General features: G+C 64.2%; 10 protein-coding genes and 1 tRNA gene. 9 read left to right on the forward strand and 2 right to left on the reverse strand.

Going from position 1 to position 19,940, the window contains the following annotated elements:
* Window positions 1–5: 5 nt before the first annotated feature.
* Complete coding sequence (locus tag DSM107133_RS07550; protein ID WP_114294829.1) at window positions 6–509, reverse strand: Hint domain-containing protein; 504 nt, start codon at window positions 507–509, stop codon at window positions 6–8.
* Window positions 510–690: 181 nt separating this feature from the next.
* Between DSM107133_RS07550 and DSM107133_RS07555 the strand changes: the two genes are divergently transcribed.
* From DSM107133_RS07555 to DSM107133_RS07570, 4 genes are all read left to right on the forward strand, one after another.
* Window positions 691–774 (forward strand) — tRNA-Leu (locus tag DSM107133_RS07555).
* 163 nt (window positions 775–937) lie between these two features.
* On the forward strand, window positions 938–2,512 hold the full coding sequence (locus DSM107133_RS07560) for a hypothetical protein (RefSeq protein WP_114294828.1): 1,575 nt from the start codon (window positions 938–940) through the stop codon (window positions 2,510–2,512).
* On the forward strand, window positions 2,509–3,624 hold the full coding sequence (locus tag DSM107133_RS07565) for a glycosyltransferase family 1 protein (protein WP_114294827.1): 1,116 nt from the start codon (window positions 2,509–2,511) through the stop codon (window positions 3,622–3,624). The genes DSM107133_RS07560 and DSM107133_RS07565 overlap by 4 nt, the downstream gene beginning before the upstream one ends.
* Complete coding sequence (locus DSM107133_RS07570) at window positions 3,621–4,565, forward strand: glycosyltransferase (protein ID WP_114294826.1); 945 nt, start codon at window positions 3,621–3,623, stop codon at window positions 4,563–4,565. The genes DSM107133_RS07565 and DSM107133_RS07570 overlap by 4 nt, the downstream gene beginning before the upstream one ends.
* A 1-nt stretch (window position 4,566) precedes the next feature.
* Here the strand turns inward: DSM107133_RS07570 and DSM107133_RS07575 are convergent, their stop codons facing one another.
* Window positions 4,567–5,316: a WecB/TagA/CpsF family glycosyltransferase gene (locus tag DSM107133_RS07575; RefSeq protein ID WP_114294825.1), complete on the reverse strand. Its 750-nt coding sequence runs from the start codon at window positions 5,314–5,316 to the stop codon at window positions 4,567–4,569.
* A 125-nt stretch (window positions 5,317–5,441) separates the two neighbouring features.
* Here DSM107133_RS07575 and DSM107133_RS07580 point away from each other — a divergent pair, with 125 nt between their 5' ends.
* The 5 genes from DSM107133_RS07580 (at window position 5,442) to DSM107133_RS07600 (ending at window position 19,931) form a co-directional block, all read left to right on the forward strand.
* Entirely contained in the window at window positions 5,442–6,905 is a 1,464-nt protein-coding gene (locus tag DSM107133_RS07580; protein WP_205387879.1) for a hypothetical protein, read from the forward strand.
* A gap of 251 nt (window positions 6,906–7,156) precedes the next feature.
* Window positions 7,157–13,624, forward strand: coding sequence for a type I polyketide synthase (locus DSM107133_RS07585; RefSeq protein WP_114294824.1), 6,468 nt, complete (start codon window positions 7,157–7,159; stop codon window positions 13,622–13,624).
* A 6-nt stretch (window positions 13,625–13,630) separates the two neighbouring features.
* A complete protein-coding gene (locus DSM107133_RS07590; protein ID WP_114294823.1) occupies window positions 13,631–14,662 on the forward strand; it encodes a glycosyltransferase family 2 protein in 1,032 nt (343 codons plus the stop codon).
* On the forward strand, window positions 14,659–19,194 hold the full coding sequence (locus DSM107133_RS07595; protein WP_114294822.1) for a MupA/Atu3671 family FMN-dependent luciferase-like monooxygenase: 4,536 nt from the start codon (window positions 14,659–14,661) through the stop codon (window positions 19,192–19,194). The genes DSM107133_RS07590 and DSM107133_RS07595 overlap by 4 nt, the downstream gene beginning before the upstream one ends.
* Window positions 19,191–19,931, forward strand: coding sequence for a 4'-phosphopantetheinyl transferase superfamily protein (locus tag DSM107133_RS07600; RefSeq protein WP_114294821.1), 741 nt, complete (start codon window positions 19,191–19,193; stop codon window positions 19,929–19,931). Before DSM107133_RS07595 ends, DSM107133_RS07600 begins: the two co-directional genes overlap by 4 nt.
* Window positions 19,932–19,940: the final 9 nt, after the last annotated feature.

The raw sequence follows: 19,940 nt of genomic DNA on the forward strand, positions 1-19,940 counted from the left end.
GCCTTTCAGGCGGCCATTTCCCGTACCGGAACCATGGCCGGCACCGACAGTTCCAACCCGTCGGCATATACCACATGCGGCGCATCAAAACCCAACTGGACCAGCAACATATTGCGCAGACCCAGATCGGTGATGAATTCGCCGTCAATCAGGCATCCCGCGGGCAACACCGCCTGCGCAGCCCCCGCCAGCGCCTTGGCGCGCCAGTCGCGGATCAGCACCTGTTGGGCGGCGGGCAGGATCACGTTGCTTTGGGGGCGCATCTGCCCAAGCGATCCGGCGGCAATGGCGACAGCGGCCGCTTGCGCCCGCGTGCTGGCAACCGCTTTCAGCGTCACCAGACCCGCGTTGCGGGTGATGATCCGGTCACCCGGCGACAGATATTCCACCGGAATTTCGCCGTCTGATGTCAGAAGGATTGTACCGGCCGCCAGGCCGACGTGAATGATTTCTGCGCGCAGTTGCGGAGCTTGTCCGCTATCGACGCGCCCGACCGTTTTCGGTTTCATGGGCGTCTCTCTCTTTTGCAACCTGCCTCAAGGTTGACAACAATGTAGCCCAACAATCGGTTAATGTCGCCAGAAAATTACCAGTAAAATTTTCCGCACCGCGCTGTGGCATTTTTGGTCTCGCCTATTGTGCGCGGCTTTGCTATCTGACGCGCCAGCGCTTGCAGTGCAAAGCGCCTGTGCGGGTGTGGCGGAATTGGTAGACGCACCAGATTTAGGTTCTGGCGCCTTTGGCGTGGGGGTTCGAGTCCCTTCACCCGCACCATTTTTTCACTGACTTTGAAACATCGAACCACGGATCGACCCAGCGAGCCCGCTTGCTTGGCTATGCCATTGCAGCCGGGCAGGCTGTCTGCTTTTATGATCCTCAGGTTTTCAGATCATCCGGGGCAATGCATTGGGCCCAAACAGAAAGGGCGCGCGTCGTCATGGAATTGACAAGTCACGGCGTGCCACTGTTGTGGTTGACCAGGCAAGGTGCAGGTGTTGCGCAAACGGGGCAGGCGTCATGGCGGTCGGGGCCAGCGCTGCCTGATACGGTCGGTCGGCTGCATGCGGCATGGGACTGGGACGGTTCCACGCTGAACGCCAATGTGGACAGACACGGATTTCACAGCCTGTTCGTCTATCAAAAGGGCGATGAACTGGGCATTTCACCGTCGCTGCTGGCGCTGGTGGCGGCGGGTGCCGACACAACGCCCGACACCCGCGCACTCGCCGTGTTTCACCGGATCGGTGTGTTTATCAATGACGACACGCCCCTGAAGCACATCCGAACGCTGCCGCCCAACGGGCGGTTGACGTGGCAGGGAGGCGCGGCGCAGATCTCTGGCGACGTGGTGATGCCCAAAGCGCAAACCATCACCCGCGCCGATGCGGTTGACGGGATGACCCATTACTTTCGCCAATCCATGCAGCGTGTTTTGTCTGCATGGGACGGCCCGCTGTTCCTGCCGCTCAGCGGCGGGCGGGATTCGCGCCACATTCTGCTTGAGATGCTGCATCAGGGCCGGCAGCCGCAGGCCTGTGTGACCTTTCATCACAACGGCGCTGCCATGAACGGCGAAGCATTGGCCGCACGCGCCATTGCCACGCGGGCCGGTGTTGCGCACGACGTTCTGGGCCACGCACGCCCGCGTCTGGCAGATGCATTGCGCGCGGTGTTGATGACCAGCCTGTGTTCGGATGAACATGCGCAGATGATGCCCTTGCACGACTATATGATGGCGGCGGGCGGCGCGTCTTTTGACGGGGTTGCGGGCGATATTCTGACCAACCCCGATGACGACGCCGAGGCGTTCTTCCGACTGGCGGAAAAGGACGACTTTACCGGCATTGCGCGCGGACTGACCTCGGGCCATGCGCGGGTGATTTCCGAAGGCGTTTGGGGGCAGGGCGCGGGGCCGATCCTGTCGCCCGGACAGGATGACGAGGTGCATGAATACATCGCAAGCGCCGTGCGCAAATATGCCAATGCACCAGATCCTTACCAGATGTTCTGGATGTACCACCGCACCCGCCGCGAGATCAATTTTGTGCCGCAGGCCATTCTGTCGCCCGCCAGTCCGGTGTTCTGCCCCTATCTGGACCGCGACTTTGCCGATTTCTGCCTGTCGCTGCCCTATAGCGTGACGCGCGACCAGTTGCTGCATGACGACGTGATTGCCACCGCCTATCCCGATTTTGCCGATATCCCCTTTGCCGCCGGTTTCCCTGCGCCCGCAGCGCGCAGTGGTGGGGTGATGCACAAGCTGCGCAGCGTTGCCGATGTCATGCGCATCACCGCGTCGTTGGGCGCAGAGGCCAGGCAACACCGCCGCGCGTTCCTGCGTCCGCCGCCGCAACTGAAACGCGGGCCGGATACGATGTTGCGCCTGCACACGCTTTGCCTTGACGGGCTGGATGCGGCGCGCGCGACACAGCTGCTGGACATTGCGGCCCAGCTTGAGGCCGCGCGCCCGAAACAGCTGGTTTCGGACGCAATTCCGTCAGGTGGCGCATGATCGGGGAGGTGAAACTGCGGCTGGCCCGAACGCTGCACCGACGCAAACGCGCAGGGGCATTTCGCCGGCCCTTTGACGCGACGGCGACGCACAAGGTGCTGCTGCTCAGCGTCGATCATCCGATTCCGCAAAGCCAGATTTTCGGGTTCCACTATTATGCCAAGGCATTCCGCGACCAGATGGATGCCGACATACGCGAACACCCGGTCGAACAGGATCTGGATCCGGTAGCGTTGGGCGAAGCAACAACCATCTGTTTCCAAACCTATTTTGATATTTCCGATGCCGCACTTAACGATTTGGTCGGGCGCATTCGCGCAGGCAATCCGACGGCGCGGCTGGTCTATCTGGATTGGTTCGCGCCGACCGACCTGCGTCTTGCCGCGCGGGTGGGGCCGCTGGTTGATGCCTATGTGTCCAAACATCTGTTGCGGGATCGCGGCCTGTATGGGCAGCCGACTTTTGGCGACACATCCCTGATGGATTATTACGGCCGCAGGCATGATCTGGACCACGAAGAACAGCGCTTTGCCATTCCCGACGGCTTTATGGACAAGCTGCACCTTGGCCCGTCGTTCATGACCGCGGATTTCATGCTGCCAGCCTTTGATCGGGGGCGTCTGCCACAGGGCGCGCGTCCGCTGGACCTGCATGCCCGTATCGCGGTAAACGGTTCTCCCTGGTATGCCACCATGCGGCAGGCCTGCGTGGATGCGGTGAATGCGCTTGAGGGGGTCAACAGTGTGACGGGCATTGGCATTGGCCACGCCCGTTTCATGCGTGAAATCCGCGCCTCCAAGGTCTGTTTCAGCGCCTTTGGCTACGGCGAGGTCTGCTGGCGTGACTACGAGGCGATTGTCTGCGGTTCGGTGCTGCTGAAACAGGACATGGCCCATGTAGACACCGCGCCTGACATCTTTGTTCGGGACGAAACCTATGTGCCGGTCAAATGGGACCTGTCTGATTTTTCCAAGCGTTTGCAGTGGCTTTTGGATGACACGGCGGCACGTCAGCGGATTTCCCGCAATGCGTTCGGGGTGCTGCAAGATTATGCCCGCTCGGGCGCGTTCGTGAACCAGATGGCCCCGGCATTGTTCGGCGCGGCCCCATGACTGCGCAGGTCGATGCGGTTGTGATCGGGCGCAACGAGGGCGCGCGCCTGATCGCCTGTCTTGCGTCTTTGCAAGGGCAGGTGGGGCGGATCATCTATGTCGACAGCGGCAGCACCGATGGCAGCGTCCAGGCGGCGACGCAGGCGGGGGCCGAGGTTGTGCCGCTGGACCTGTCGCAGCCCTTCACGGCGGCGCGGGCGCGCAATGCGGGGCTGGCGCTGTGTCGCGCCGATTTTGTGCAGTTCATCGACGGCGATTGCAGGGTTCAACCCGGTTGGGTGGCCGCAGCACTGGCGCATCTGCAAGCTGATCCTGCCTGCGCCGTCGTCTGTGGGCGGCGCCGCGAGACCGATGCCGCCGCCAGCGTCTACAACCGTCTGTGCGATATCGAATGGAACACGCCGGTTGGGGCCGCCCTTGCCTGTGGTGGCGACGCGCTGATGCGCCGTGCGGCGCTTGCTGACGTTGACGGCTTTGACCCTGCGTTGATCGCCGGAGAAGAGCCCGACTTGTGCCTGCGCCTGCGCGCGGCGGGGTGGGGCGTGTGGCGGCTGGACGCTGAAATGACCCTGCACGATGCGAACATCCACAGCTTTGGCCAATGGTGGCGGCGCACCCGCAGGGCCGGCTATGCTTTCGCCCAGGGGGCCGCGCGCCATGGTGCACCGCCAGAGCGTCATTGGGTAACAGAAACGCGGCGCGCGCTGGTCTGGGGCGTGTTGCTGCCCCTGGGGATCGTGTTGGGGGCGCTGGTCTGGTGTCCGCTGGCGCTGCTGGCGCTGGCCTATCCGGTGCAGGTGTTGCGGCTGGCATGGCGCAGTGGCGATTGGTCCTGGGCGCTGTTCACAGTCTTGGGCAAGTTTGCCGAAGGCGGCGGCGCACTGCGTTACTATCTGGACCGCCTGCGCAAACGGCGCGGCGGGCTGATCGAATACAAGTAGCCTAGCGCGCCCGCCACGCCCGCCACATCAGCCCGGGCAGGATCGCGAAACATTTGGCATAGCGTGGCACCATGCGCGCGGGACTGGTGGCGGCGCGCCACAGCCATTCCAGCGCCAGAATGCGCAGGATGCGCGGGGCGCGTGTCTGGTGACCGGCCAGAAAATCCAGCCCCGCACCAATCGACACCATCCCCACCGAAGGGGCCAGCAGTGCGGCGCGTGCGGCCAGACGTTCCTGTTTGGGCGCGCCAAAGGCCAAAAAGCACAGCCCCGCGCCCGAGGCCTCAAGATCGCGCAGAATGTCACCGGCGGCGTCACTGTCCACATCAAACCCCATGGCGGGCGCGTGGCGATAGGCCACCGTGAGGTCGGGCACATGCGCGCGCAGATGCGCCTCCGCGCCGCTCAGCGCGGCGTCGCTGCTGCCGATCATGGCGATACTGCGACCGGCCTGTGCTGCCTGACGGGACAGCGGCACAATCAGGTCCGAACCTGTGATGACCTCGACAGGCTGGCCAGCCAATTGTGACATCCAGCGAATGGGCCGCCCGTCGGCCACGACAATATCGTGTTGGGCATAGGCGTCGGCAAAGACGTTGTTGCTGGCGATCTGTACAAGGTGGTCGAGGTTGACCGTGGCGAGGCGAAAGCCGGTCATGGTGTCCAGATGCGCGCGCACATCACGCAACAGGGCATCGCGGCGCGCATGGCTGATGGCCACTTTGCGACCGTTTTCTGTAATCAGGAACATGCACTTGCCACCCTTGTTTGTCGTGCCTTGATACTGTCCCCAAGCGACAATGCAAATGCCGACATGCGGGACAAGAGGCGCGGGGCGTGCTAAAGCCCCCGCAACTCTGATCTGCTGGACACCCAATGCCCAACACGCTTGCCTACCTGATGTTGATGATCTGGCCATTGGTCTGCCTGCTGTTCTGTCGTTTCATGCCGACCGAACGCGCAGTGATCTGGAGCATTCTGGGCGGCTATCTGCTGTTGCCGCCCGCCACCGGTTTCGATCTGCCGCTGGTGCCCGAGATGAACAAGACGTCAATCCCCAACATCTGCGCCTTTGCTCTGGCGATCACCTATCTGGGCCAGCGCGTGTCCCTGTGGCCGCAGGGATGGCCGATGCGCATCCTTGTGCTGCTGTTTGTGGCCGGTGTGATCCCGACGGTTCTGACCAACGGCGATGCGATCGTGTTTACCGGGCCGATCCAGTCGGCCTCGGTGACGGGCACATCATTGCCGGGTCTGGGGCTGCGCGATTTGCTGTCCGTGATCGTGGGGCAGGTGATTGTGTTGCTGCCGTTCTTTCTGGGGCGCAGCCTGCTGGCCAGCGAAACGGGCCTGCGGGAACTGTTGCTGGCACTGGTGGTTGGCGCGCTGATCTATTCGGTGCCCGCATTGATCGAGATCCGTCTGAGCCCTCAAATCAACATCTGGGTCTACGGGTTCTTTCAGCACAATTTCGAGCAGATGATGCGGCAGGGCGGTTTTCGCCCCATCGTTTTCCTGCCCCACGCACTGTGGCTGGCGTTTTTCGTGATGAGCGCGGCAATGGCGGCCTTTGCGCTGGGCCGCGGGGCCGATCAGCGCAGCACGATGCGTTATGTCGGTGTGGGGCTTTACCTGCTGGTGCTGCTGGTGCTGTGCAAAAGCGCCGCATCGCTGTTGTATGCCATGACACTGGCCCCTTTGATCCTGTTTGCTTCGGTCAAAATGCAGGTGCGTCTGGTGCTGGTGATCGCGCTGGTTGCGATGATTTATCCCATGTTGCGAAACAATGGGATGATCCCGACACAGGCGATTTTGGAGAAAGTCGAGGCCTATAATCCCGACCGCGCCCAGTCATTGGGATACCGGTTTGACAACGAAGAACGGTTGCTGGACCGCGCCGATGCCAAGCCGCTTTTCGGTTGGGGCGAATGGGGCCGCAACCTTGTGCGTGACAGCCGCTCGGGCCGGATTCTGACCATTCCGGACGGCGAATGGATCATCGTTTTCGGCAGTTTCGGTTGGGTTGGCTACATCGCACAGATGGGGCTGATCGGGGGGCCATTGATCCTGCTTTGGTGGGGGTTCGGGAACCTTCAGGTCGGTGCGCAATCGCGCTATCTGGCGCCGGTGGCGATCCTGCTTTCCATCACCATGATCGACATGTTGCTGAACGCGATCCTGACGCCCTATACTTGGCTGATGGCGGGGGCCATTCTGGGAATCAGCGAAGCGCGCGTTCCCGCGGCGCCCGAAAAATGGCGCCGTCGGGTGGTCATCGGGCAGCGCAATCCCGACCGTTCAGGGGCCGTGCCAAGCGGTCGAATATCTGCAAGCCGCTGATTCTATTGAAATGTGTCTCAAATGTGTCATTATCCACGTTTGTTAATCAATTTGTTCAGAACCTGAATTTTGTAGCTGCTGCGGCGTTTTGCTGATTTTTGCGACATTTCCAAGAACACCGTATTATCAGTCGCTTGTGTGTCGGGAATGCGGCTGGAAAGAAACACTACTTCGTTGCCGGCGTGCCTTGCTGTATCTGTAGTCAGGCCCCCGAATGCCTGTTCGGGGCCAGATGGAGTTTGATTATTGTCATGAGTATGTCTTCTGTTCCTTCCAAGGTTTCGCCGCGCACAAACAGTGGCGACATTGCCATTGTCGGCATGGCGGCAGACGTGCCGGGCGCTGGCGATATCGCACAGTTCTGGTCGAACCTGGCAGGCGGTGTTGAAAGCATCGTTAAGATGGATCGTGACGCGCTGATTGCGGCGGGCGAGGATCCTGCAAAAATCGGGCAACGCAACTATGTGCCTTTTGCCGCGCCTCTGGGCGGCTTTGCCGACTTCGACGCCGAGTTCTTTGGCTTTGGCCCGCGCGAGGCGGCGATCCTTGATCCGCAGCACCGCAAGTTCCTGGAAGTGACCTGGACCGCGATGGAGCAGGCGGGCCATCCGCCGCGCAGCTTTGACGGGCGTATCGGCGTTTTTGCCGGCTGCGGGCAGGGCAGCTATTTTCACGACAACATCCGCACCAATCCCGCGCTGGTCGAGGACGTGGGCCTGTTTCTTTTGCGCCATACTGGAAACGATAAAGATTTCATGTCGACGCGCGTCAGCCATGTGTTCGACCTGAAGGGGCCCAGCGTTTCGCTTCAGACCGCCTGTTCAACGTCGCTGGTGGCGATCCACTATGCGCGTCAGGCGCTGATGAACGGCGAATGTGACATGGCGCTGGCGGGGGGTGTCACCATCGAACTGCCGCAGGGGCGGGGATATCTGTACAAGGAAAATGAAATCCTGTCGCCCGACGGGCATTGCCATGCTTTCGATCACCGCGCCAAGGGCACGGTATTCGGCAGCGGCGCCGGTGCCGTCGCGCTGCGGCGTCTGGAAGACGCGCTTGCCGATGGCGACCACATCTGGGGTGTGATCAAGGGCAGTGCGGTCAACAATGACGGCGCGGCCAAGGCGGGGTATCTGGCCCCCAGCGTCGAAGGGCAGGCAGACGCCATTCGCACTGCCCTGCACGATGCCAATGTCGCGCCCGAGACCATTGGGTATATCGAATGCCACGGCACCGGCACCTATCTGGGTGATCCGATCGAGGTGGCCGCCCTTGACGCGGCACATGGTCCGGCGGGCGGCGTGGCCTGCCACATCGGCTCGGTCAAGACGAACATTGGTCACACCGACACCGCCGCGGGGGTTATCGGCCTGATCAAGACCACGCTGTCGCTGTACAACGCCCAGATTCCGCCCAGCCTGAATTACGAGGCACCCAACCCCGAGATCGACTTTGCAGGCTCTCGATTTGCGGTGGCCGACCGGCTGATCGACTGGCCCGAACCCGCAGATGCACCCCGCCGCGCGGCGGTCAATTCGCTGGGCGTGGGCGGCACCAATGCCCATGTCATTCTCGAAGAAGCCCCTGCGCGCGCACTGTCGGAAGAAAGCGATTTTCCGTTTCAGATCATGATCCTGTCGGCGCGAAGTAAAGTGGCGCTTGATGCGGCTTCAACTGCTTTGGCCGCGCATCTGCGCGCCCATCCCGAACAGCCTCTGGCCGACATCGCCTATACCCTGAAAGAGGGTCGTCACGGCTTTGGAATGCGCCGCGTGCTGGTCGCCCAGACCCATGAAGAGGCCGCCGCCCTGCTTGAATCAGGCGACCCGCAGCGCGTCCATACCCACACCGCCCGCGAGACCACACCGCAACTGGTTTTCATGTTTCCGGGCGGCGGCGCGCAATATCCCAACATGGCGCGCGATCTCTACGAGACCGAGCCGGTCTTTGCCGAATGGATGGACCGCGGGCTGGATCACCTTGCACCGCAACTGGATTATGACATTCGCGCCCTGTGGTTTCCCGAACCGGGCCAAGAGGACGCTGCCGCCAAGACGCTGACCCGGCCGTCGGTGCAATTGCCGCTGATCATGATCACCGAATTTGCGCTGGCGCAGCTGTGGCTGAGCTGGGGCGTGCGCCCCGCAGCGCTGGTTGGGCATTCGATGGGCGAAAACACCGCCGCCGCACTGGCCGGTGTGATGTCCTTCGAAGACTGTATTGATCTGGTGCTGTTGCGCGGCAAGCTGTTCGACACGGTGCCGGCGGGGGGCATGTTGTCGGTTCCGCTGACGCAAGAGGCGCTTTTGCCGCTGCTGGGCGCGGATCTGGATATTGCCAGCGTCAACGCGCCGGGTCTGTGTGCCGTGTCCGGCCCGCAGGCGGCGCTGGACGCACTGGCCGCACGGTTGACCGAACAGGGCATCGAAAGCCAGCGCGTTTCCATCGACATCGCCGCCCATTCGCGGATGCTGGATGACATCCTGCCGCAGTTCCGCTCGCATCTTCAGGGCATGACCCTGCACGCGCCGCAGATGCAGATCATGTCGAACCGCACCGGCGCACCGCTGAGCGACGCGCAGGCGACAGACCCCGAGTATTGGGTCCAACAACTGCGCCAGACCGTGCATTTTGCCGATTGCATTGATGCGCTGGCCGCGCGCCCGTCGGTCTTTCTTGAGGTCGGGCCGGGCCGTGCGCTGGCCTCCCTGGCGCAGATGGGCCAAGCGGTTCAGCCGGGACAGGCGTTCAGCACCCTGCGCCATGCCAATCAGCCCATTGCAGACGATGCACAGTTTCAGGCGGTGATCGGCAGGCTTTGGGCCTGCGGGATCAATGCCGACTGGGACCAGATCTGGGGCGGCGCACGGCGCAACCGCGTGGTGTTGCCAGGCTACCAGTTCCAGCGCAGCCGCTATTTCATCGAACCGGGCCAGCCCGCTGTAACACAGGCGCGCGCACTGTCGCGCACTGACGACGTAAGCGCATGGGGCTATACCCCGCGCTGGCGTCCTGAAGCGGCCGATTGCGACATCGAAACCGAAGAAACACTGGGCAGCCCGCGCAACTGGCTGGTCTTTGCAGATGCGGCAGGTGCCGCAGCGCCCGCCATCGCCGCCTTGCGCTCCGCAGGCCACAGCGTTGTTACCGTCACATCCGGTGACAGCTTCCAGCGGCGCGGCGCACAGGACTATATCCTGTCGCCCGAACAGGGCCGCGCAGGATACGAGGCGCTGATGGGTGCGCTGGCCGTGGACGGCTTGCTGCCCCGGCGCATCGCGCATTTCTGGGGCGTGACAGCGGGCGAAACCTTCCGCCCCGGCTCCAGCTTTTTTGATCGCAATATCGAACATGGTTTCTACAGCCTGACCCATCTGGCGCAGGCGCTGGAAAGCGTCGAGCTGCCCGACGGGTGCCACATTACCGTGGTGACCTCGGGGGCGCTGCGGGTCCGTGACGAGGGGCCGTTCTATCCGGAAAAGGCCTGTGTTCTGGGACCTGTCGGCGTCATCCCGCGTGAATTTCCGAATGTGACCGTGCAACTGGTCGACATCGAACGCCCGGACATGGCGCCGCCCCGCCGTGCGCGCAAGCAAGCGGCGCAGGTGGACCCGTCGCAGCGCCTGCTGATGCGCGATTTGCTGGCCGAGCCCGCAAACGGCGTCGCGGCCCTGCGCGGTGGTGAACGTCTCGCCTCGGTCCTGCGTGCTGTGCCCCTGGCTGAAACTGCAGACGCGCCGGTGTACAAGGATGGCGGGCTTTATCTGATCACCGGCGGCTTTGGCGGTATCGGTCTGGCCATCGCCCGCGACATCGCGCGCCGCACACAGGCGCATATCGTGCTGCTGTCGCGCAGCGCCGTGCCGCCGCGCGCCGAATGGGCCCGCTATGAGGGGGCCGCAGCTGGCCCCGCAACAGGGCGCACCGCACGCAAGATTGCCGCAATCCGCGAGATCGAAGAGCTGGGCGGGCGTATCACCTGTCTGACCGGCGATGTGACCGATGTGCAGCAGATGCAGGCTGTGCGCGCGCAGCTGGCCGAGATTGGCCCGCTGAACGGGATCATCCATGCGGCAGGCGTTGTTGACGATGCGCCGTTGTTGACCAAGGACGAAGCTGGGATGCAGGCGGTGCTTGCGCCCAAGATTGCAGGCCTGCGCGTTCTGAACGAGGTGTTCCCCGATGGCAGCGCCGATCTGCTGGTGCTGTGTTCATCGACCAGCACGCTGACCACGCCAGCGGGGCAGGTCGATTATGTTGCCGCCAATGCCTATCTTGACGCGGTCGCGCAAGCGCGGCGGGGCGGGCAAACCCGCACGCTGGCGATCAACTGGGGCGTCTGGTCAGACACCGGCATGGCAGTCGATGCGATGGCGGCCCGCACCGGAGACGCCGCAGCACCGCGCGCCCTGGACACACCGATGCTGGAGGACGTGACCGAAGCTGCCGATACTTCGGAACGCTTCGCGCTGAACCTGTCACCCGAGGACGACTGGGTGCTGGCCGAGCACCGCACGCGCGCGGGCCATGTCCTGTTGCCCGGCACCGCCGTGATTGAACTGGCGGCCGAAGCGATGGCGGCGGGGGGTGGCTTCCGTCCCTTTACGCTCAGCGAACTGCATTTCCTGCGCCCTTTCACCACCACGCCGGGAACGCGGCAAGCGGGCGTTCTGCGTCTGGGCGCAGGTCGGCAGGATCGCGCGCTGTCGTTGCATCGCTGCGTCACTCTGGACGGGCGCACCGGTGAAGTCACAACCGCCGAGGCACGCATTGCGGCGCTCAGCGAAACCGCGCCGCAGATCGACCTTCGGGCCATTGAAGCCCGTTGTGAAGCCAACGGGTCCGGCGATTTCACTTCGCCGCAAGAGGCGCATCTGGACTTTGGTCCGCGCTGGCGGGTTGTCACCGGCACCGCTACGGGCAAGGGCGAGGGCATCGCCCGTCTGGCGCTTCCTGCCGCGTACCACGGGGATATTGGTGCGGGCTGGCTGGCCCATCCCGGCCTGCTGGATCTGGCGACGGGCTGGGCGATTGGGCTGCACGACAGCTATGATCCGGCGGATCTGTGGGTGCCTGCAAGCTACGGCGAACTGCACATGTTTGCGCCGCTCCCGGCCGAGATTGTCAGCTGGATGCGCCTGTCGCCCGCTGCCGCGCAGGGCGTTGATGCGCAAAGCGTGATGTTCGACATTATTTTGGCCACGCCATCCGGCGCGGTTCTGATCGAAGTGCGCGGCCTGCGCATGTTGCGTCTGCCGGCTTCGGCGCTGGCGGGTATTGACGCCGCCCCTGCGCCCAGCGAGATCGACTTTGCCAATGGCAAAGCCGCACCGCTGTCGCTGGCCGAAACCCGTCTGTTGGCGCAAGTCGCCCAAGGCATCACCGCCGCGGAAGGCCCCGAGGCACTGGCGCGCGCGCTGAGATTGTCGGCGTCGGACGGATTGGCACGCATTGCCATTTCGCCCGTCGATCTGCACGGGCTGATCGCCGAGGCCGCCGCCGGACCCGAAGACGTGGCGCAGGCTGGCGCCAGCTTCGAACGCCCCACGCTTGAGGCTGACTACATCGCCCCCAAAGAGGGCACCGAAGCCAGCCTTGCCGCCATTTGGTCAACGCTGCTGGGCATTTCGCAGGTGGGGGCCGAAGACAGTTTCTTCGACCTCGGGGGGCATTCCCTGCTGGCGGTGCGCCTGTTTGCACAGGTCAAGCAGCGCCACGGCATCGACTTTCCCCTGTCGGTTCTGTTCGAGGCCCCGACCATCGCAGCGCTGGCCGCGCGTATCGACGCGGCAGGTGGCGGGATCGCAGTGCACGCAGACGAAGCGTCGACACCTGAGGCCGTGCCACAGGATGCACCTCAGCATCTGGTGGCGCTGCATCCGGGTAAATCGGGTGGCCACACGCCGCTGTTCATCGTGGCGGGCATGTTCGGCAACGTGCTGAACCTGCGCCAGCTGGCCTTTGCCATCGGACGCGACCGCGCCGTTTGGGGCTTGCAGGCGCGGGGTCTGATGGGCGGTGCCGACCCGCACACGCGCATGGAGACCGCCGCCGCCGATTACATCGCGGAGATGCGTCGGGTGCAACCTGAGGGGCCCTATTACCTTGCCGGTTTCTCGGGCGGTGGCATCACCGCGATGGAGGTGGCCCAGCAACTGCGCGCAGCCGGTGAAGAGGTGGCGATGCTGGCCTTGCTTGACACGCCGCTGCCGCACCGCCCCGCGCTAAGCCGTGCCGACAAGGTGTTGATAAAATTGCAGGAACTGCGCAGCAAGGGGCCTGGGTTCCTTGTGGAATGGGCCCGCAACCGGATCGACTGGGAGCTGTCCAAACGCAACGCGCATGCCCCTGCCGAGGAAGCAGGCAGTTTCCACAATGCCGCCATTGAACAGGCGTTCCGCGCCGCCGCCGCTGCCTATCAGCCGCGCCAGTGGGATGGTCCGGTTACACTGTTCCGCCCCAAGCTGGACCAGAAATGGCGCGGCACCGGCGGTGCCTGGATCAGTTCCGAACGTGAATATGTCATTCCCGACAACGGCTGGGGCCGGTATTGCCCCAACCTCGACGTGATCGAGGTGCCGGGGGATCATGACGGGATGGTTCTGGTGCCCAACGTCTCGACATTGGCTGGCCACATCGCGGCGCTGGCCGCTGATGCCGATGCAATGGCCGTGCGTGGCGATACGTCCGACTGGGCCAGCCGCACAGCGGCAGAGTGAGATGACATGACCCGGCAAACGCCCACCGTCCTTGTTGTCGTGCTGAACTATCGCACGCCGGAACTGGCCCTGAAATCCGCAGGTTGCGCCGTCACCGCGATGCAGGGGATCGCGGGCAGCATCACTATCGTTGACAACGCCTCGGGCGATGGCAGCGACAAGATCATCGCCAAGGGGATCGCTGACGCGGGCTGGGATCGGGTGACCTTTCTGCAGTCACCGCACAACGGCGGCTTTGGTGCGGGCAACAATCTGGCCATGCGCGCAGGCCTGCCTGACGGGACTGCCCCCGATTTCGTCTATTTGCTGAATTCCGACGCATGGCCGCGCCCCGATGCCATCCGCGTGCTGCTGGACACGCTTGCAGCGCATCCCGAAGCGGGTATGGCCGGAAGCCGTATCGTCGGGGACGACGGCGTGCTGCACCACACATGTTTCCGCTTTCCGTCGATCTTGGGTGAATTCGAAGGCGCGGTGCGCACGGGTATTTTCACGCGCCTGCTGCGCAACTGGGTGGTGCCTTTTCCGGTGCCCGAGGCGACAGCGCCCGTTGATTGGGTGGCGGGTGCGTCGATCATGATGCGCCAGCCGATGCTGGACGCGGTTGGGCTGTTTGACGAAAGCTTCTTTCTATACTTCGAGGAAACCGACCTGTGTTTGCGCGCCGCGCGGGCAAAGTGGACATGTCTGTATGTGCCCGCCTCCGAGGCCGAGCATCTGGGGTCGGTGTCGACCGGCATGAAAGAATGGGCGCGCACGCCGGGCTATTGGTTTGACTCGCGCATGCATTATTTTGTGCAGAACCACGGGCGCGCCTATGCGCTGGCCGCGACAGTGTCGCGGGCGCTGGGCGAGGGGCTGTGGCGGTTGCGCTGTCTTCTGACGGGCCGGGCCCGCGACACGGCCCCGTATTTTCTGCGCGATCTGATTGCCCACGGTTTGCGGCGCGGTCAGGCGGGCCGGTCAAACCGTGCCATTCCATTCAACAACGCGGCGCTGCTGCGCAACCACGATGTGCCGACAGGAGGCAACCTATGAGCCTATTTTCATGTGTTCTGATCGGAGACGAAAGCCTGACCATCGCCTGCGGTGCCCGGTTGATCGAACGTGGTGCTGACATTCGTGCCGTTGCCACACGCGATGCCGACGTGGCGCGCTGGGCCGAAGGCGCGGGGCTGACGGTGACACAGCGCATAGCCGATCTGCCTACGCTTGTGCAGGACGGGATCGACTGGGTGCTGAGCATCGCCAACCTGCGCATCGTGCCAAAGGCGGTGCTGGACTGGCCCGCGCGCGGTGCGGTCAACTTTCACGACGGGCCGCTGCCCGATTATGCGGGCATCAACACGCCGGTCTGGGCCATTCTGAACAGGCGCAAAAGCCATGGTGTGACCTGGCATTTCATGACCAGCGGCATCGACGAAGGCGACATCATCCTGTCGCGCGCCTTCGACATGCCGCGCGACGTGACCGCCCATGCCCTGAATGCACGCTGCTATGCCGAGGGGCTGGACAGCTTTGGCGCGGTGCTGGACGAACTGGCCGCGCCCGATCCGCAGCGCATGGCGCAGGATTTCAGCACCCGTCAGCTGTTCACCCGCGCGCAACTGCCGCCTGCCGCCGGATACATTGATTTCGACAGCACCGTACAAGACGCGCGCGCATTGGTCAGCGCGCTTGATTTTGCTTCCCATGCCAACCCCGTGGCCTGTGCCCGCATCCGTCTGGACGGCGCGGCGGTACAGGTACGGCGCGCCGAACCTGCCGAGGGGCAGGGCGCTCCCGGCCTTGTTGTCGCTGTCGGCGAGGGCAGGCTGACTGTTATGTGCGCGGACGGCGCGCTGCGTCTGTCGGGGCTGAGCCGGATGGACGGGCGCACGCCCCGCATTGATGTGGTTGCGGGCGATACCCTGGAGCGTCCCGACGTAGACCTTGACGCCATCGCCTCGCTTGCCAAACACGAAGACCACTGGCGCGCTCTCCTGAGCACGGCAAAGCCGCTGGCCGTCCCCCTGGCGGGTGGCGCAACCGGTGCCGCTGACTGGCAGAGCCGCGAGATTGCAAGCCCCGCAGGGCTGGAGCGCGATACCGCACTTGAGCGCATAGCGCGCTGGGCCGCGCAGGGCGCAGGTGCTGCCGGATACATGGCCTATCGCAACAGGGCGCTGGCGGCACTGGCGGCGAAAGCGCCGCACGAGATTGCCGACTGGCTGCCGTTGCGCAGCGATGCGGCGCTTGAGGATGCGGCCGAAGCCGCGAACCGTCCGGGCATGGCCGCTGATCTGGGCCTGCGTCTGGCGGGTGGTCCCGGCCTCGAAAGACCTGCCATGGGCATCTGTGAAGACGGCACGCCCGTCGAGGGCACCGCTGTCAGCGTTCTGTGGCCCGAGGGGCGCCTGATGTTTGATGCCACACGCATCAGCCCCGCTGCCGCCGATCTGCTGGCCGCGCGTCTGGCCGAGACGCTTGCGGGCAGCACCCGCGCGGTGTCGCAAGCGGACGCGGCCTTGCAGGCGATATGGCATGGCACACCGGCCCAACCCGCCGGCGCGCTGACCGTCCACGGTGCGATCACGGCACAGGCCAAACGCACGCCGGAGGCGCAAGCGCTGGTGTTCGAGGATACGATCCTGACCTACGCCGCGCTTGAGGCGCGCGCCGATGCGGTGGCGGCGGCCTTGCAGGGCGCGGGTGTGACCAAAGGCACCCATGTGGCGCTGTGCCTGTCGCGCGGTCCCGATCTGGTGATCGGCGCGCTGGGCATTCTCAAGGCGGGCGGGGCCTATGTGCCGCTTGATCCCGATTATCCGGCTGCGCGGCTGGCCCATGCCATCACTGACAGCCAGGCCCCCATCGTGCTGACCGAGGCCGCACTGGAAAACACCCTGCCGCAGACCGGCGCACGCCTGATGCGTATCGCGGATTGTGCGCAGAGCCATGCGCCGGTGCAGGATGTGGCCGGGCTCGATGACACCGCCTATCTGATCTACACCTCGGGTTCGACCGGCACACCCAAGGGCGTGCGTGTCAGCCACGGCAATGTCGCAAATTTCCGCGCCGGCATGGATGAACATATCGACGCTGATGCGGGTGGTGTCTGGCTGGCGGTCACCAGCATCGCCTTTGATATCTCGGTGCTTGAGCTGTGGCACACGCTGGCGCGCGGTTTCAAGGTTGTGCTGTCGGGCGGCGAGACCCGCGCGGCGGTGTCCGGCACCTCGCAAATGGGGGGCACCAGCCGTGGCGGGCTGAAGTTCGGCCTGTATTACTGGGGCAATGATGGCGGCGTGACGGCGGACAAATACCACCTGCTGCTGGAGGGCGCGAAATTTGCCGATGCCAACGGCTTTACCTCGCTCTGGACACCCGAGCGGCATTTCCACGCCTTCGGCGGATCCTACCCCAATCCGGCAGTGACGGGGGCGGCTGTGGCGGCGGTGACACGCAACCTTGATGTGCGCGCGGGCAGCTGCGTGGCGCCGCTGCACCATCCGGCGCGCATTGCCGAGGAATGGGCGGTGATCGACAATCTGACAGGCGGACGCGCAGGCATTGCCTTTGCCTCGGGCTGGCAGCCTGACGACTTTGTGCTGCGTCCCGAAAACACGCCCCCTGCGAACAAACCGGCCCTGTACAGCACGCTGGAACAGGTCCGTGCCCTGTGGCGCGGCGAAGAGGTCAGCTTTGCCACCCAGTCCGGTGCGCCGCACAGCGTGATGACCTATCCGCGCCCCGTGCAGGCCGAATTGCCCGTCTGGGTCACCACGGCGGGCAATCCCGACACATGGCGCGAGGCCGGTGCGCTGGGTGCGCATGTGCTGACGCACCTGCTGGGCCAGACCATCGAAGAGGTGCGCGGCAAGATCGAGATTTATCATGAAGCCCTACGCGGCGCCGGCCACAATCCGGCTGATTTCCAGGTGACCATGATGCTGCACAGCTATCTGGCCGACACGCGGGAAGCAGCACGCGAGGTCGCGCGCGGCCCGATGAAGGATTACTTGCGCAGTGCCGCAGGGCTGATCAAGCAATACGCCTGGGCCTTTCCGGCCTTCAAGAAACCCGCAGGGGTCGCTTCGCCCATGCAGATCGACCTGGCCGGACTGGCCGAGGACGAAATGGAAGCGATCCTTGATTTCGCCTTTGAACGTTATTTCGAGGATGCGGGCCTGTTTGGCACCGTCGACGACGGACTTGCGCGGGCTGAACAACTCGCCGGGATCGGCGTGACCGAGATCGCCTGCCTGATCGACTATGGCATTGACGCCGCCACCGTGCTGGAAGGTTTGCGCCCGCTGGCCGAGGTGCTGCGCCGCGCCAATGCGCCCGACGTGCTGGACGCCGACGATTTCTCGCTGGCGGCACAGATCGTGCGTCATGGGGTGACCCATCTGCAATGTACGCCCAGCATGGCCCGTATCCTGACCATGAACCCCGAGGCACGCAGCGCGCTGGGGCGGGTGCGCCATTTGTATCTGGGGGGCGAGGCGCTGCCCGGTGATCTGGTGGACGAGGTGCGCCGCGCCACACCTGCGCGTATCCTGAACATGTACGGTCCGACCGAGACCACCATCTGGTCGACAGTGCAGCCTGTTGAGGGTCCGGTGAACGGCACAGCCCCCATCGGTGCGCCGATTGTCGGCACGGTTTGCCATGTGCTGGACGAAACAGGTGCGCCGGTGCCGATCGGTGTCCCAGGCCAGCTGTGGATTGGCGGCGCGGGTGTGACCCAAGGGTACTGGCAGCGCCCCGAACTGACAGCCGAGCGGTTCCGTGCCCTGTCGGGGCTGGCGGGGGGAACCCTGTACGACACCGGCGATCTGGCGGCCTGGCGGGCCGATGGTACGCTGGACTTTATCGGGCGTGACGATGGCCAGATCAAGATACGCGGCCACCGCATCGAACTGGGCGAGATCGAGGCACATATGGCGGCCTTTGCCGGTATCACGGGCGCTGTCGTTACGGCCACCGGCACCGGCAAGGATGTGCGGCTGACGGGCTATTTCACCGCCAATGCCCCAATAGATGCCGAGGCCCTGCGTCAACATCTGGCGCACAGCATGCCGCCCGCGATGGTGCCGGCAGCTTTGGTCGCGCTTGAGGCATTCCCGTTGACGCCAAACAAGAAAATTGACCGTGCCAGCCTGCCGATGGCGGCCAGGCCGCAAGCCAAAGTCCTGTCCACGCCACAGGCCCAAACACGGGCCCTGCCGATCACCACGGGTGCAGCAAGCACTGCCGTGCCCGAGGATCTGATGAATCGCATTTCTGCGATCTGGTGCAATGTGCTGGGCGTGGCCGAGGTGCGGGCCGATGACAACTTCTTTGCGCTCGGTGGTCATTCGCTGCTGGCTGTACAGATGCACCGCGACATCCGCGCTGTCCTGCCTGATGTAAAGCTGTCGATTGCGGATGTGTTCCGCTTTCCGGTGCTGGCCGATCTTGCCGCTCATCTGGGCGGGCCGTCAAACACCGATGCCGTTCCCACTCCTGCCGCCATCGGTGCCCGTGACGAGGTGATGGAACGCCGTCGTGCCATGCGCGCCGCGCGCAGGGGCGGGGCGACGTGAGTGCAGGGCACAGTTTCAACGCCCCTGCCACCGCGCGCGATGCGGTGTCTGACCCCGCGCGGGCAGATGTGCTGCGCGGGCTGTTTCCACCCGCCGTGGAAATAGCACTCAGCAACCCGCGCGCACCGCAACCCGCGCTGTGGCCTGATGAGGCGTCAGCCATCGCCCGTGCGGTGCCCGCCCGCGCACAGGAATTCGCCGCAGGCCGCGCCGCTGCCCGCGCGGCTTTGGGCGCGCTGGGCCATCCGCCCGCTGCCATCCCCATGGCCCCCGACCGCGCGCCGGTCTGGCCCGCAGATGTGGTGGGCAGTATTTCGCACACCGCTGATCTGTGTGCAGCCGCCCTGGCACCCGCAGCCGCGTTTCGCGCCATTGGTATTGATCTGGAAGACCATGCGGATTTGCCTGCGGATCTGTTGCCCATGGTCTGCACGCTGGACGAACGTGCATGGCTTGCCAGCCAGCCACGGGACGCGGCGGGTATTCTTGCGCGGCTGATCTTTTCAGCCAAGGAATGCGCTTACAAATGCCAGTACCGGATGACGGAAACTTTGTTTGATTTTGATACGTTAGAGGTCACGCCCGACCTTGATACCGGCCAGTTCGAGGCGACCTTTACGCGCCAGATCGGCGCGTTCGGGGCCGGTGCCAGACTTGCAGGACGCTTTGTCATCACGCAGGATCTGATTGCCTGTGGCATGGCGCTGGGCAGCACCCCCGGCGCGGCGCGGGGATAAGGGAATGAC

Origin of the sequence: Pseudosulfitobacter sp. DSM 107133 (genome assembly GCF_022788695.1) — a bacterium.
In the GTDB taxonomy this organism is placed as follows: domain Bacteria; phylum Pseudomonadota; class Alphaproteobacteria; order Rhodobacterales; family Rhodobacteraceae; genus Pseudosulfitobacter.

Excerpts from the sequence above, each read along its gene's own strand:
- DSM107133_RS07550 (WP_114294829.1), bottom strand. The coding sequence starts at position 509 with ATGAAACCGAAAACGGTCGGGCGCGTCGATAGCGGACAAGCTCCGCAA.
- DSM107133_RS07560 (WP_114294828.1), top strand. The coding sequence starts at position 938 with ATGGAATTGACAAGTCACGGCGTGCCACTGTTGTGGTTGACCAGGCAA.
- DSM107133_RS07565 (WP_114294827.1), top strand. The coding sequence starts at position 2,509 with ATGATCGGGGAGGTGAAACTGCGGCTGGCCCGAACGCTGCACCGACGC.
- DSM107133_RS07570 (WP_114294826.1), top strand. The coding sequence starts at position 3,621 with ATGACTGCGCAGGTCGATGCGGTTGTGATCGGGCGCAACGAGGGCGCG.
- DSM107133_RS07575 (WP_114294825.1), bottom strand. The coding sequence starts at position 5,316 with ATGTTCCTGATTACAGAAAACGGTCGCAAAGTGGCCATCAGCCATGCG.
- DSM107133_RS07580 (WP_205387879.1), top strand. The coding sequence starts at position 5,442 with ATGCCCAACACGCTTGCCTACCTGATGTTGATGATCTGGCCATTGGTC.
- DSM107133_RS07585 (WP_114294824.1), top strand. The coding sequence starts at position 7,157 with ATGAGTATGTCTTCTGTTCCTTCCAAGGTTTCGCCGCGCACAAACAGT.
- DSM107133_RS07590 (WP_114294823.1), top strand. The coding sequence starts at position 13,631 with ATGACCCGGCAAACGCCCACCGTCCTTGTTGTCGTGCTGAACTATCGC.
- DSM107133_RS07595 (WP_114294822.1), top strand. The coding sequence starts at position 14,659 with ATGAGCCTATTTTCATGTGTTCTGATCGGAGACGAAAGCCTGACCATC.